Genomic DNA, 13,474 nt, shown 5'->3' with positions numbered 1-13,474 from the left:
AACCGGCGCTGAAACCGCGCGGTTTTGTGGATAAACCGCGCGGTTATGTTCGGGTTCGGCAAGGCTCAGATCAGCAAACCGGCCGCACCCTCATGCCTGAGAAGCCAGATTTTCGTTTCGATCCCCGTCCCGCCCGAGAAACCGCCCAGCCCTTGCGCCCCCAGGACGCGATGGCACGGGATCAGGATCGGGATCGGGTTGCCGCCACATCCCCGCCCGACCGCCTGCGCGGGCAGATCCAGGTCGCGCGCAAGATCGCCATAAGTCCGTGTTTCGCCGAACGGGATCGCGGCGATCGCCGCGCAGATACGCGCCTGCGCATCGCTTCCGCGCACTTCAAGAGGCAGGTCGAACACCTTGCGCCGATTGGAAAAATAGTCGTCCAGCTGTTCGGCCGCAGCGCGCAACAACGGCGTGTCGTCCGCGCCTTCGCCGCCCCATGACAAGCTGGTGATCGCGCCATCCGCCTCGGTCAATGTCAACGCGCCCACGGGGCTGTCGATGGTCTTTCGCGGCATCAATCCGTCCCCTGTTCAAGCTGCAGCCGGATCGGCCCGCGCGCCTGCACCGGCGCGACCGGAACACCCTTTTGCGTGGCGGCCAGCGGCAAACCGGCCGCGACACGCCGTATATCCGCCATCAGCGGCCGCCAGTCATCCGACAGGCGCCGCGCCGCCTCGGACGGGCAAAAGCTTTTGCCGGGTCCGCGCGCATGGGCAAGCGCCATCAGCATCGCCGCTATTTCCTCGTCGGTCACGCTCATGTGCGTCACAATGAAACGAAAAAGGGGGGCTGTCTGCCCCCCTTGTCCTTTGCGCCAGACGAAACCGGGCCGGTCAGCCCAGCGCGTCGTTGCAGCGCTTGCAGGTCGCCGGATGGGCATGCTGGCCGACATCGGGCAGGATTTTCCAGCAGCGCTGGCATTTCTCGCCATCGGCCTTTTCGAACACCACGCCCACGCCTTCGACCTCCGGCATGCGGAACGCCTCGGACGGCGACGGATCGGCTGTCAGAACGATATCCGAGGTGATGCACACATCCTCGAACGCGACCGATTTCAGCGCCGCCAGCATGTCGGCATCGGCCACATGCACCACCGGCGCCGCCTCGAGGCTGGCGCCGATCACCTTGTCGGTGCGCTGCACCTCAAGCGCGGCGGTCACCGCACGGCGGGCCCGGCGCACCATCGCCCATTTCGCCGCCAGCGCCTCGTCGCGCCAGTCGTCGGGCGTGGCCGGCATGTCCTGCAGATGGACCGAGCTGTCATCGCCCGGAAAACGCGACAGCCACACATCTTCCATCGTGAAGGGCAGGATCGGCGCAAGCCACGTGGTCAGGCGGTGGAACAACAGGTCCATCACCGTGCGCGCGGCACGGCGGCGCGCAGTGTCGCCATCGCAATACAGCGCATCCTTGCGGATATCGAAGTAGAACGCCGACAGATCCACGGTGGAGAAATTGAAAAGCTGCTGGAACACGCCCTGGAAATCGAACGCGGCATAGCCCGCGCGCACCTGTTCATCCAGTTCGGCCAGACGGTGCAGCACCCAGCGTTCCAATTCCGGCATCTCGGCCGGTGCGACCAGGTCGGCATCCGACACATGACCCAGCGCACCCAGCATGAAACGCATCGTGTTGCGCAGGCGGCGATAGCTGTCGGCCACCCCTTTTAGGATCTCCGGCCCGATCCGCTGGTCGGCGGTGTAATCGGTCTGCGCCACCCAGAGCCGCAGGATATCGGCGCCGTACTGCTTGATCACCTCGTCCGGCACGATGGTATTGCCGAGCGATTTGGACATCTTGTTGCCCTTCTCGTCCAGCGTGAACCCGTGGGTGACGACATTGCGATAGGGCGCGCGCCCGATCGTGCCGCAGGCCTGCAGCATCGAGGAATGGAACCAGCCGCGATGCTGGTCGGTCCCTTCCATGTAGACATCGGCGATGCCGTCCGCAGTGCCGTCCGCACGGTCGCGCAGCACGAAGGCATGGGTCGAACCCGAGTCGAACCAGACGTCGAGGATATCGAACACCTGTTCCCATTCTGCCGGGTCATAATCATAGCCCAGGAACCGTTCCTTGGCCCCGTCCTTGTACCAGGCATCCGCGCCCTCGGCCTCGAACGCCTCGGAAATGCGGGCATTGACCGCCGGATCGCGCAGCAGGAAACCGGGATCGCCCGGCTTGGCGCCAACCCGGATGAAACAGGTCAGCGGCACGCCCCAAGCGCGCTGGCGCGACAACACCCAGTCGGGGCGGCTTTCGATCATCGAATACAGCCGGTTGCGCCCCGATTGCGGCGTCCATTTCACAAGCTGGTCGATGGATGTCAGCGCGCGCTGGCGGATCGTGGTGCCATAGGTGTCCTGCCCATCGCCCACCTCGCGGTCGATGGCGGCAAACCATTGCGGGCGGTTCAGCCGGATCACCGGCGCCTTGGACCGCCAGGAATGCGCGTCCGAGATGGTGATGCGACGACGCGCCAGCAGCTTGCCCAGCGCCACCAGCTTGTCGATCACCGCCTTGTTGGCGCCCCCGGCCTTGCCCTTGTCATCATAGATGCGCTGCCCGCCAAAAAACGGCAGGTCGGCACGGAAGCTGCTGTCATCCATGATGTTGAAGGTCATCTCCAACCCGTGCTTCAGCCCGATCTGGTAATCGTCGTCGCCATGGCTGGGCGCGGTATGCACAAAGCCCGTGCCCGCATCGGCGGTCACGTGATCGCCCGCGAACAGCGGCACGTCGAAATCCCACTCGCCCGCAGCGCCTTCGGCCCCGCGCAGCGGATGCGCGCAGACCAGCGCCGACAACTCGGCCGCATCCACATCGCGCAAACGGCGATACATGCCGGTCTCAAGCCGCATCGCGCCCAGCGCCTCTTCGGCCAGATCGTCGGCCAGCAGGTAACGGTCGCCCTTTGCGGCCCAGCATTCGTCCGGCGTGCCGGTGATTTCATAAAGGCCATAGGCGATTTCCGGGCCGAAACAGATCGCCCGGTTCTGCGGCAGCGTCCAGGGCGTGGTCGTCCAGATCACGACCTTTGCGCCCTCGGCATCACCGCTTGCACCCGTGGCGATGTCGAACGGCACCCAGACCGCATCGGTCTGGCGGTCGTGATACTCCACTTCGGCCTCGGCCAGCGCTGTCTTTTCGACCGGCGACCACATCACCGGCTTGGACCCCTGGTAAAGCACGCCGCTCATGAGGAACTTCATGAACTCCTCGGCGATCACGCGCTCGGCGTGGAAATCCATCGTCAGGTACGGGTCGTCCCAGTTGCCGGTGATGCCCAGCCGCTTGAATTCCTCGCGCTGGATGTCGATCCAGCCTTCGGCGAACTTGCGGCATTCCTGGCGGAAATCGATCACCGGCACCTGGTCCTTGTCCTGGCCCTTGGCGCGGTATTGTTCCTCGATCTTCCATTCGATCGGCAGGCCGTGGCAGTCCCAGCCGGGCACATAGCGGCTGTCGAACCCCATCATCTGGTGGCTGCGCACGATCATGTCCTTGATCGTCTTGTTCAGCGCGTGGCCGATATGCAGGTGACCGTTGGCGTAGGGAGGGCCGTCATGCAGGGTGAACGGCTTGCGCGACCCGTCCTTCGCCTTGTCGCGCAGGCGGTCATAGACGCCGATCCGTTTCCAGCGCTCCAGCCACTCGGGCTCGCGCGCGGGCAATCCGGCGCGCATCGGGAAATCGGTTTTCGGCAGGTTCAGCGTGTCTTTGTAGTCAGGCGTTTCGGCGCACATGTCTGGGCGTCCTTTACGTATCGTCAAAATCTGGGGATGAGGGCGGCGCGGAGGTCCATACGCCTGAGTTCCCGGCGGCTCGTTCCTGTCAGAGCGCCGGGCATGTAATTCGAATGATGATGGCCGCGAAATACATCATGGCGCGGGTTATAGGCCGGGTGGCCGCGGGCGTCCAGTGGTCGCGCGCGCATGTCCGGCGCGACGCGATGCCGCCTGTTGCGTCACGGGCGTTGCGCGCACAGAATGGCCCGGCCAGCCAAGGACACCACGACCATGACCGCCCTGCCCCCGCGTTTCGACATCTCCGAGGACGAGATCGCCCGCGTCGTCGCCAGCTTCTACGCCTATGCGCGCGAACACCCCGGCCTGGGCCCGGTCTTTGCCGTGCATGTCGACGACTGGCCCGCACACGAGGCGAAAGTCACCGAGTTCTGGAAGAAATCGATCCTGCACGCCGGTCTTTACGACGGCAACGTGGTGCAGGTACACAAGGACGCCGGCAACGTGCGCCCCGGCATGTTCGATGCCTGGCTGGGCCTGTTCGACATGGTGCTGCGCCACGAACTGCCGCCCGAAAAGGCCGCCGCCTGGAGCGCGCTCGCCCACCGCATCGGCCGTACCCTGCGCGCGGGCGTCGTGGAACGCATGCAGGGCCCGGGCGGGGTGCCTATCCTGCGCTGACCCGCCCGCTTCATCTTGCCGGAAATACTCGGGGGTGAGGCCGCAGGCCGAGGGGGCAACGCCCCCTGACTCAATCAGACCTGCGTGGCGCAGCCACTCATTTCGATTGCCCGAACAGCCCCGTCAGCGCGCGCTTGACCGTGCCGGATACCGACGGGCGCGCCGCGCGGCTGAACGGCAGCGGCCGGCACACCTCCATCGCGGCGATGCCCACGCGCGCGGTCAGCGCACCGTTGACGATGCCCTCGCCGAAGCGGCGCGACAGTTTCGACAGCACGTTGCCGCCCGCGACCGATCCCAGCAGGTCGTCGCCCACCGCCACCGCGCCGGTGGCCACAAGATGCGTCATCACCGCCCGCGTCAGCCGCCACGACCCAAGCACGCCCGCGCGACCGCCATAGATTTCCGCGATACGCCGTATCATCCGCACGTTCGACGTCAGCGCCGCCACCACATCGGCCAGCGCCAGCGGCACGATCGCCGTCACCGTGGCGACCTGGCGCGCCGCCGCCTCGACCTCGGCGCGCGCGGCCGCATCCAGCGGGGCCAGCATCTCGGCCTCGGTCAGCGCGAACAGCGCCGCGGCGTCGAACTGTTCGTCCCGGCGCGCGGCAAAGCGGTCGCGGTTCCAGTCGAGTTCGGGACGCCGGGCATAGAGTCGCTCCAGCTCACCCACCAAGGCGCGCGATTTTTCCAGCGAATCCTCGGCCATCGCGGCCTCGGCCCGCGCCTGCAGCCTGTCGATCCGCGCCAGCCGCGAAAAGGCGGCGATCTCGCGCAGGATGGCGATCAATGCGACCAGCAGCAACGCCACGATCAGCGCGCTGACCGCGTATCCCAGCAGGGGAATGCGCTGGATCAGGCCCATCGCGAAATCCCAGGCCGCAACCGACAGGACCGCCCCCAGCACCGCCACCAGCAGCCCCCAGAACCACCGCGCCAGCCGCGAAGGGCGGCGCGCCGTCAGCGTCGCAACTGTCTGCATCGCGCGCCCCTGCGGTTCGGGCAGGCCGGGGTCGGGCACCGGCGGCGCCTGGTCGGGTCCGGGGGCGCTGTCCTGCCCTTCGAGATCGATCAGAACCGGGCCGTTGGTCATGCGGCGCACTCCTTTTGCCAGGCAAGGTGAATATCGGGCAGGTCCGCATCGTTCCCGAGGCCCCGGCCCCGCGCAATCTCGACAAAGCCGTGCCCGGCGTAAAAGCGGCGCGCGGGTATATTGTCCTGCAACGTCCAAAGCTCAAGCTGCGGGCAGCGCCCCTTGGCATCCTCCAGCAGGGCCGAGCCGTGGCCACGCCCCTGCCTGCGCGGATGGACATACAGCGCCAACACCACGGGGCCCTGCCGCGCGATGAATGCCACCGGGCCGCGCGCATCGCGCAAAACCCGCACCGCGCCGGCCCGGATCAACCGCAGCATCAGCGCGGCATCGGTATGCCACGGACGCGCCCCCGCCGTTTCGTGCGCCCACAGGATGCGCAACAGCAACGGCGCCTCCCACAGGCGTGCGGGATTTGGGCCGACGGGATTTGAGCGGGCGGTCACAGCCGGTCCCCGATCAGGAACTGCGCAGCACGGTCCAGCCGGATGTGCGGCGGGCCTTCGCCGGGTTTCAGCGTCAGGTGCGCGGGGGCGAAACGCATGACCTGATAATCGGCCTCCAGCCATTTTTCCGCGCCCTCACGGGCCGGCGACAACAGGCGGTTGGGATCTTCGGGCAGTGCGCCGGGATAAAAGGCCGCGCGCTTGCCGCTGTCGAGCAGCGTACCGCGCACGCAATCCAGCGCCCGCCCGTCATGGGTGATGGTTTCCTCGGTCGTGGCGCGCAGCGCGGCGATGGCCATCGCCTGCGTCGCGGCACCGGCGAAATCGGCGCGGTCGCGGGCATCGCGCGTCAGCGCCTCCATGATCGCGGTCAGCCGCGCGTGCTGGCTGTGATGCAGGTGATCGGCCTTGGTGGCGGCAAACAGGATCTTTTCCACGCGCTTGCCCAGCAGAAGCTGGCTCAGAAACGCGTTCCGCCCCGGCCGGAACGCCGACAGGATATCGGCCATCGCAAGGCGCATGTCCTCGACCGCGCGGGGCCCGGCATTGATCGCGCCCAGTGCATCCACCAGAACAACCTGCCTGTCGATCCGCGAGAAATGATCGCGAAAGAACGGTTTGACCACCTCGCGCTTGTAAGCTTCGAACCGGCGGGCCATTTCCCGCGCCAGCGATCTGCGCGGCGCATCCCCGGCGCCGGGCAGCGGCGCAAAGGTGATCGCCGGGCTGCCCGCCAGATCGCCCGGCAACAGGAACCGGCCGGGCGTGCAATCGTAATACCCCGCATCGCGCGCGGCATGCAGGTAGGCGGTAAAGCTGTCGGCCAATGCGCGGGCGGTGGGTTCGTCATGTTCGGCCGTGCCGTCCGCCCCCTGCGCGAGGCCAAGGAAATCCGCAGCCTGTTCGCGATCCGCGATGCGGCCCAGAACCTCTTCGGACCATTGGGCATAGGTCTTGTCCATCAGTGCAAGGTCCAGCAGCCACTCGCCGGGGTAATCGACGATATCCAGATGCACCGTGCGCGGCCCCTGCAGTCCGCCCAGCAGGCCCGTGGGTTTCACCCTGAGCGACAGGCGCAATTCCGACACGGCGCGGGTGCTGTCCGGCCAGCGCGGCTGATCGGCGGTCAGCGCGGCGTAATGCGCCTCGTAATCGAAGCGCGGCACGGTGTCGTCGGGCTGGGGCTGCAGAAAGGCCGCCGAGATGCGCCCGTCGGCGGCGGCCACAAGTTGCGGCATCCGCCCCCGGTTCATCAGGTTGGCCACGAGCGAGGTGATGAATACCGTCTTGCCCGAACGCGCCAGCCCCGTGACGCCGAGCCGGATCACCGGCTCGAAAAACGCGCCCGACACGGTATCGCCGATCTCTTCGACACCGCGCGTGATGGTTTCGGCTATGGTGGAAATGACCAACTGCGCCCCCGTTTTCCTTTGCCTCCAAGATAGCTACGGCCGGCGCGCGTTACCAGTGCGGGCACAACCGCGCGCTACCGGGGAAAAACCGCGCGGTTTTCCCCTGCGATCACGGCAATTGCCCCGCTTCGACGCGCCGTGCTAGGGTATGAAAAAGAGGCAGGGCAGCCCCGCAGATGACAGCACTCACGCAATACCAGCGGCTCGAAGCGACCGGGCTCTGGCGCGAAAGCGCCGGGGCGCAGCGCCGCGAGGTCGTGGTATCCATCGGCGACGCCACGCTGGTGATCTCGGACCTGCAGGACAGGCCGCTCGGGCACTGGTCGCTTGCGGCGGTCGAGCGTGCCAATCCCGGCGAGATGCCGGCGCTTTTCCATCCCGACGGCGATCCCGACGAGGTTCTGGAGCTGGGCGAAGACGCCCCCGAGATGATCGCCGCGATCGAGAAACTGCGCAACGCGATCGAACGCGGCCGCCCCCATCCCGGCCGACTGCGCCTTTTCATGCTGGGGCTGAGCGCCGCCGCAGTCGTCGCGCTGGCGGTGTTCTGGCTGCCGGGCGCGCTGCGCGATCACGCGGTGTCGGTTGTGCCCGGCGCGAAGCGCGCCGACATAGGCGCGGCACTGGCGACACAGTTGCAGCGCGTGACCGGCCCCGCCTGTGCCGACCCGCAGGGACAGGCCGCGCTTGGGCGGCTGGCCACGCGCCTGCCCGGACCGAATGGCCGCATCCCGCGATTGGCCGTGGTCCGCGACGGGGTGCGCGACGCACTCATGCTGCCGGGAGGACAGATCCTGCTGCGCGCGCGGCTGATCGAAGACCACGAAGACCCCGATATCGTCGCCGGTTACATCCTGGCCGCGCAGGAACGGGCGGCGATATCGGACCCGCTGGACCGCCTGCTGCGCGCCGGTGGCGTGCGTGCGTCGTTCCGGCTGCTTACGACCGGCAGCCTGCCGGACGAGACGCTGCAACGCTATGCAGAAACCCTGCCCTCGGCGAAACCCGTGCAAGTGCCGGACGAGCGCATGCTTGCCGCGTTCGAACGGGCGGGTGTGCGCTCGACCCCTTACGCCTACGCGCTGGATCTTACCGGGGAAACCGTGCTGGGCCTGATCGAGGCCGACCCATTTGCCGGAACCGCCCCGCCCCGCGTCGTGCTGAGCGACAATGACTGGCTTCGCCTGCAGGCGATCTGCGGCAATTGACCACCGGAAAAGTCACCACGAAAAAAGGCCCGTGCATGCGGCACGGGCCTTTTGATGCGCATCCCGGGTCCGGTGTTATTTCCGCGTCACCGCCCCGGCGAACCCTGCGCGGCGCGCGGCATGCAGCGCATTGCCAAGGCTTTGCGGCGTGGCATAGGGGCCGGCCAGAAGGACACGGGATTTTTCACCCCCGCTGTGCAGCGTCCCCATGCGAACCGTCAGCCCCGCCCGCTTGAGCCGGGCCGCATCGCCACGGGCCGCCGCATCGGACGGGTACGTACCGACCTGCACGTAACGATGACCGACGGCCACGCGCAACGCCTTGTCGCTTGTCGTTCCACGCGCGGTCCTGGGGGCCGACCGGGTCGAGAAGGTCGGCTTGGCCGCCGCAGGCTGCCCCTTGGTCGAGAGATAGCCGCGCCGCCCGGCCGCCATCTGCTGATCCATCGACGTGTAGGGATAAACCAGATCGGGATTGAAGGCGGTCACGTCCAGCCCCGTGGAGTTGTCGACTAGACGGCGCGGCACATCGCGGGTCCAGCGCAGGTCCATCATCCGCTTGCCTTCCAGCGTCTGGTGGGCGCGTCTGGGATTGAGGCGGTCATCCTCCCACGCCAGGCGGTAGCCTTCGGGGACCGGGCCGACATCCGCTGCCGCTGCCTGCATCCTGGCGACATGCAACGGCGCGATGCGGGTTGTGGGTGTGATCGTGACGGCAGACGATCCTGCGGCGACACGCGCACCCGCACCTGCCCCCGACGCAGAGATCGGCGGCACGGTCTGGGGGCCGCAGCGCACGCCCTTGCCGCGCATGTACTGCGCGCTTTGCGGTGATGCCCAGCGGCATCCCGACGCGTCGGCGGTGCGGGCGACCGGCACGCGCACGGTCTTGACCTTGCGAGCCGGCACGGCGACCTGCCGCACGGGCGCGGGGGACGGGACGATTGCGACCGGCGTCGGTGTCGACGGGACCATGACCCGCCGGGGGGCGGGCGCGGCCACCTGTACGGGTGCCGGGGCCGCCGCGGGTTGCGTGGCAACCGTCCGCGGCGCGGGCCGGCTGGCCGGCTGCGGTTTCGGAGCGGCAGCAACCGCCTTGGGCGCGTCCGAGGGTGGAGGCAGGATCGTGACTTTGCTGGCCGCCGCCGACTGTTGCGGCTGCGGCGCAGGCGCCTGCGCAAAGGTCGGCTGGGCGTTGCAGATGTGCTGCCGCGACCGCGTCATGCGCGGCACCCAGGTCACGTTGCCGTCGATGCCTGCGCGGATATAGACGCATCCGCGGCTATCGACATATTGGGTGCCCTTGAAGCTGGCAGGTGGAAATTCAGCCGGGATTTCGGTTTTCAGCGATGACTGGGCATTGGCGATACCGAACCCGATATGGCCGACCAAAACCGCGACTGACAGTACTCGTGCAAAATTCATGGCGCCCCCACGCAATTACTGCGGGCAGATTGCCGTTTTTCCGCAACCGAGTAAAGAGAGTCGGCGGCCCGAAACCCCTTTATTTTGTGCCAAACATGCGGTCACCCGCATCCCCTAGTCCCGGAACGATGTATCCCTTGTCGTTCAGACGCTCGTCCAGGGCGGCCGTGACGATGGGCACATCGGGGTGCGCCTCCTGCATGCGCGCGACACCTTCGGGGGCGGCGAGCAGGCACATGAAGCGGATATCCGTGCAGCCCGCAGCCTTGACCAGATCGATGGCCGCAGCCGAGGAATTGCCCGTCGCCAGCATCGGGTCAACGACGATCGCCACGCGGTCGTTCATGCCCTCGGGCAGCTTGCAGTAATACTGCACCGGCTTGAGCGTCGCCTCGTCGCGGTAAAGCCCGACAAAGCCAACGCGCGCCAGCGGAATGCAATCCAGCACACCGTCCAGCATGCCGTTGCCGGCGCGCAGGATGCTGATCAGCGCCAGCTTCTTGCCCTTGAGCGTGGGGGCCTCCATCTCGGCCATCGGGGTTTCGATGGTCTTGGTGGTCATCGGCAGGTCGCGGGTGATCTCGTATGTCAGGAAGTGGCTGATTTCGTGCAGCAACTGGCGGAACACGGCGCTTGGGGTGGTCTTGTCGCGCATCAGCGTCAGCTTGTGCTGAACCAGCGGGTGGTCGACGATGGTCAAGTGATCGCTCATGGCCGGGCTCCTGTCATGGAATTTGCGTTGTTCTAGCGCAGCTTTGCGCGATTGGAAACGGATAAGGGAACACCGGTATTTGCAAGGCAGGCCGCCCCCGTCATAGCCTGCCGGAACGATCGGTCGGAAAGGGAGCGGCGCAATGGACAAGATCACGGGTGGATGCCTGTGCGGCGGCATCAGGTTCAGCGCCCCGCCACGCCCCGACCGCGTCGGCCTGTGCCATTGCCTGGATTGCCGCAAGCATCACGGCGCGCCCTTCTTTGCCGCCGCGGTCTACCCGGCGGATGCGGCCACGGTCACGGGAACGACCCTCGACCATGACGGCCGGCATTTCTGCCCGCGGTGCGGATCGTCCGTATTCGCCACGAGCGGACAGGAAATCGAGCTGCATCTGGGCGCGCTGGACGCGCCCGGCCTGTTCACCCCGGATTACGAGCTGTGGACCATCCGCCGCGAGCCCTGGCTGGCGCCCGTTCCGGGCGCGCGGCAATATTTGCGCGATCGCACGGATTAAGCGCTGTCCGCGTCCCCGGCCAGCCGCTTGGCCAGTTTCCCGCGCGTTGCGTCATCGCAGAACGCCGCGTCCAGCGCATTGTGCACAAGCTGATCGAACACGCCTTCGTCCCAGTCGAAGGCGCGTTCCAGCGCGTCGAATTCGCGGGTCATGCTGGTGTGGAAAAACGGCGGATCATCGGTGTTGATCGTCACCCGCACACCCGCCGCGCGCAGCCGTTCGACGGGATGCGCCCGCATCTGGGGATAAAGGCCCAGCGCGATATTCGACAGCGGACAGACCTCGAGCACGGTGCCCGTGGCGGCCAGCCTGTCGACCAGCGCGGGGTCTTCGATGGCGCGCACGCCGTGGCCGATCCGGTCGACGCGCAGGTCGTCCAGCGCCTGCGCGACCGAGGCCGGACCACCGAATTCGCCGGCATGGGTGGTCAGTTTCAACCCCGCCTCGCGGGCGCAATCGAAGGCCCAGGCGAAATCGCCCTGCTTGCCGCGCGTCTCGTCCCCGCCCATGCCGAAGCCGACGATCCAGTCGCCCGCCGTTTCGGCGGCGCAAAGCGCGGTTTCACGGGCCTTGTCCGGGCCGAAATGGCGGATGCAGGTGACGATGCCGCGCAGGGTGATGCCCATCTGTGCCTCGGCGCGGGCGGCGGCCTCTCTTATTGCGGCCAGGTATTCGCGCCACGCCCCGAGGTCGCGCCCGCCGCAGAAATCCGGCGACAGGAAGCTTTCACAATAGATCACGCCCTGTTCGGCCGACTGTTCCAGCACGGCCAGTGTCAGGCGCGCGTAGTCGTCGGGCGTTTTCAGAACGCTGGTCGCCGCCTCGTAGACCTGCAGGAAATGCGCAAAATCGCGAAAGGCGTATGATCCGTCCTCGGCGAAGACGCCCGCCAGGTTCACCGACTTCTCCTGCGCGAGACCGCGGATGAAGGCAGGCGGGGCGGCCCCTTCGTGGTGCAGGTGCAGCTCGATCTTGGGGAAGGATCGCCAGCTCATAGAAAACTCTTTCCCGGCCCTTGCGACGCGATGCCCAGATGCGCGGCGACGCTGGCGGCGACATCCGTGAACCCCACCTGCCCCACCGCGCGCGCGCCGAGCCCTGCGCCCAGCACCGGCACACGTTCGCGGGTGTGGTCGGTGCCCGGCCAGGTGGGGTCGTTGCCGTGATCGGCGGTGATCAGCATCAGATCGCCCGGCCGCAGCCGGTCCATCAGACGCCCCAGCGCGGCGTCGGCCCATTCCAGGTGGCGGGCATAGCCCGACACATCGCGGCGGTGGCCGTAAAGGCTGTCGAACTCGACGAAATTGGCGAAGGTCAGGCTGCCGTCTTCGGCGGTCTCCAGAAGGTCCGACAGGTGTTCCATCAGATCGGCGTCGCTGCCTTTGGCGACATCCGTGATCCCCTGCATCGAAAAGATGTCGCCGATCTTGCCCACGGCGTGGACCTTGCGCCCCGCCCCGCTGACCCAGTCGCACAAGGTGGGGCTGGGCGGTGCGATGGCGAAATCCCGTCGGTTGCCAGTGCGGGTGAAATGGCCCGGCTCGCCCACAAAGGGCCGCGCGATCACCCGGCCCACCCGCATGTTGTGCAGCATCGGCGCCACGGCGCGGCACAGCTCCAGCAGGCGGTCCAGACCGAACGCCTGCTCGTGCGCGGCGATCTGGAAAACGCTGTCGGCAGAGGTGTAGCAGATCGGCCATCCGGTGCGCAGATGCTCGGCCCCCAGCCGCGCGACGATCTCGGTGCCGCTGGCGTGGCAGTCGCCCAGAATGCCATCCGTGCCGGCTGCCTTGGCCACCGCGGCGCTGAGATCGGGCGGAAAGGCCGGCTGCGTGTCGGGGAAATAATGCCAGTCCCACGGCACCGGAACGCCCGCCAGTTCCCAATGGCCCGACGGCGTGTCCTTGCCTGCGCTGATTTCGCTCGCGGCCCCCCAAAGTCCCTGCGGCGCCGCATCCAGCCCCGGCACCTCGTCGCCGCTGGCCAGGCGCACCGCCGCGCCAAGGCCCAGCCGATCGAGGTTGGGCAGGTGCAACGGTCCGCTGCGCCCCTCGTTCGCGCGGCCCGTGGCGCAGGCCTGCGCGATATGGGCCAGGGTGTTCGCCCCGGTATCGGGGCGCGTCCCATTGAAGAAACGCGCGGCATCCGGCGCGCCACCGATGCCCACGGAATCGAGCACGATCAGAAAGGCGCGGGTCACGGCGCGCTCCTCGGGGCGGGCGCCCCTTGTC

The 13,474-nt window shown here is 67.4% G+C and carries 13 protein-coding genes; 3 read left to right on the top strand and 10 right to left on the bottom strand.

Annotated features, from left to right (window positions below; translation table 11 throughout):
- Nucleotides 1-65: 65 nt before the first annotated feature.
- From BLT50_RS09720 to ileS, 3 genes are all read right to left on the bottom strand, one after another.
- Entirely contained in the window at nucleotides 66-518 is a 453-nt protein-coding gene (locus BLT50_RS09720; RefSeq protein ID WP_090028482.1) for a methylated-DNA--[protein]-cysteine S-methyltransferase, read from the bottom strand.
- Complete coding sequence (locus tag BLT50_RS09715) at nucleotides 518-763, bottom strand: DUF3253 domain-containing protein (protein ID WP_090028481.1); 246 nt, start codon at nucleotides 761-763, stop codon at nucleotides 518-520. Before BLT50_RS09715 ends, BLT50_RS09720 begins: the two co-directional genes overlap by 1 nt.
- A gap of 73 nt (nucleotides 764-836) precedes the next feature.
- Complete coding sequence (gene ileS / locus BLT50_RS09710) at nucleotides 837-3,746, bottom strand: isoleucine--tRNA ligase (RefSeq protein WP_090028480.1); 2,910 nt, start codon at nucleotides 3,744-3,746, stop codon at nucleotides 837-839.
- Nucleotides 3,747-4,019: 273 nt separating this feature from the next.
- Here ileS and BLT50_RS09705 point away from each other — a divergent pair, with 273 nt between their 5' ends.
- Nucleotides 4,020-4,427 (top strand): group III truncated hemoglobin, encoded by a 408-nt coding sequence (locus BLT50_RS09705; protein WP_090028614.1) that lies wholly within the window; start codon nucleotides 4,020-4,022, stop codon nucleotides 4,425-4,427.
- Nucleotides 4,428-4,524: 97 nt separating this feature from the next.
- On the opposite strand, the gene BLT50_RS09700 is transcribed toward BLT50_RS09705, so the two are convergent.
- Genes BLT50_RS09700 through BLT50_RS09690 form a run of 3 tightly spaced genes read right to left on the bottom strand, consistent with a single transcriptional unit; the run spans nucleotide 4,525 to nucleotide 7,381 of the window.
- Entirely contained in the window at nucleotides 4,525-5,523 is a 999-nt protein-coding gene (locus BLT50_RS09700; protein ID WP_090028479.1) for a YcjF family protein, read from the bottom strand.
- The gene (locus BLT50_RS09695) at nucleotides 5,520-5,969 is read right to left on the bottom strand and encodes a GNAT family N-acetyltransferase (RefSeq protein WP_139170508.1); all 450 of its coding nucleotides are present in this window, start codon (nucleotides 5,967-5,969) and stop codon (nucleotides 5,520-5,522) included. Before BLT50_RS09695 ends, BLT50_RS09700 begins: the two co-directional genes overlap by 4 nt.
- Nucleotides 5,966-7,381 (bottom strand): YcjX family GTP-binding protein, encoded by a 1,416-nt coding sequence (locus BLT50_RS09690; protein WP_090028477.1) that lies wholly within the window; start codon nucleotides 7,379-7,381, stop codon nucleotides 5,966-5,968. Before BLT50_RS09690 ends, BLT50_RS09695 begins: the two co-directional genes overlap by 4 nt.
- Before the next feature lie 176 nt (nucleotides 7,382-7,557).
- Between BLT50_RS09690 and BLT50_RS09685 the strand changes: the two genes are divergently transcribed.
- The gene (locus BLT50_RS09685; protein ID WP_090028476.1) at nucleotides 7,558-8,589 is read left to right on the top strand and encodes a hypothetical protein; all 1,032 of its coding nucleotides are present in this window, start codon (nucleotides 7,558-7,560) and stop codon (nucleotides 8,587-8,589) included.
- A gap of 75 nt (nucleotides 8,590-8,664) precedes the next feature.
- Here the strand turns inward: BLT50_RS09685 and BLT50_RS09680 are convergent, their stop codons facing one another.
- Together BLT50_RS09680 and upp are read right to left on the bottom strand one after the other, a co-directional pair.
- Nucleotides 8,665-10,014: an SPOR domain-containing protein gene (locus BLT50_RS09680; RefSeq protein WP_090028475.1), complete on the bottom strand. Its 1,350-nt coding sequence runs from the start codon at nucleotides 10,012-10,014 to the stop codon at nucleotides 8,665-8,667.
- A gap of 79 nt (nucleotides 10,015-10,093) precedes the next feature.
- Nucleotides 10,094-10,726 carry a uracil phosphoribosyltransferase gene (gene upp / locus BLT50_RS09675; protein WP_090028474.1) on the bottom strand — a complete coding sequence of 211 codons (633 nt, stop codon included), beginning with the start codon at nucleotides 10,724-10,726 and terminating at the stop codon, nucleotides 10,094-10,096.
- Nucleotides 10,727-10,868: 142 nt separating this feature from the next.
- On the opposite strand from upp, the gene BLT50_RS09670 reads away from it, so the two are divergent.
- Entirely contained in the window at nucleotides 10,869-11,243 is a 375-nt protein-coding gene (locus BLT50_RS09670) for a GFA family protein (protein WP_090028473.1), read from the top strand.
- Here the strand turns inward: BLT50_RS09670 and BLT50_RS09665 are convergent.
- Nucleotides 11,240-12,238: an adenosine deaminase gene (locus BLT50_RS09665; RefSeq protein WP_090028472.1), complete on the bottom strand. Its 999-nt coding sequence runs from the start codon at nucleotides 12,236-12,238 to the stop codon at nucleotides 11,240-11,242. The genes BLT50_RS09670 and BLT50_RS09665 overlap by 4 nt on opposite strands.
- Entirely contained in the window at nucleotides 12,235-13,443 is a 1,209-nt protein-coding gene (locus BLT50_RS09660; RefSeq protein WP_090028471.1) for a phosphopentomutase, read from the bottom strand. The genes BLT50_RS09665 and BLT50_RS09660 overlap by 4 nt, the downstream gene beginning before the upstream one ends.
- Between the last annotated feature and the right edge of the window lie 31 nt (nucleotides 13,444-13,474).

The organism is Lutimaribacter saemankumensis, assembly GCF_900100005.1.
Taxonomy (GTDB): domain Bacteria; phylum Pseudomonadota; class Alphaproteobacteria; order Rhodobacterales; family Rhodobacteraceae; genus Lutimaribacter; species Lutimaribacter saemankumensis.
The sequence above is the reverse complement of the archived record's forward strand: the minus strand, read 5'-3'. Positions and strand labels throughout refer to the sequence as shown.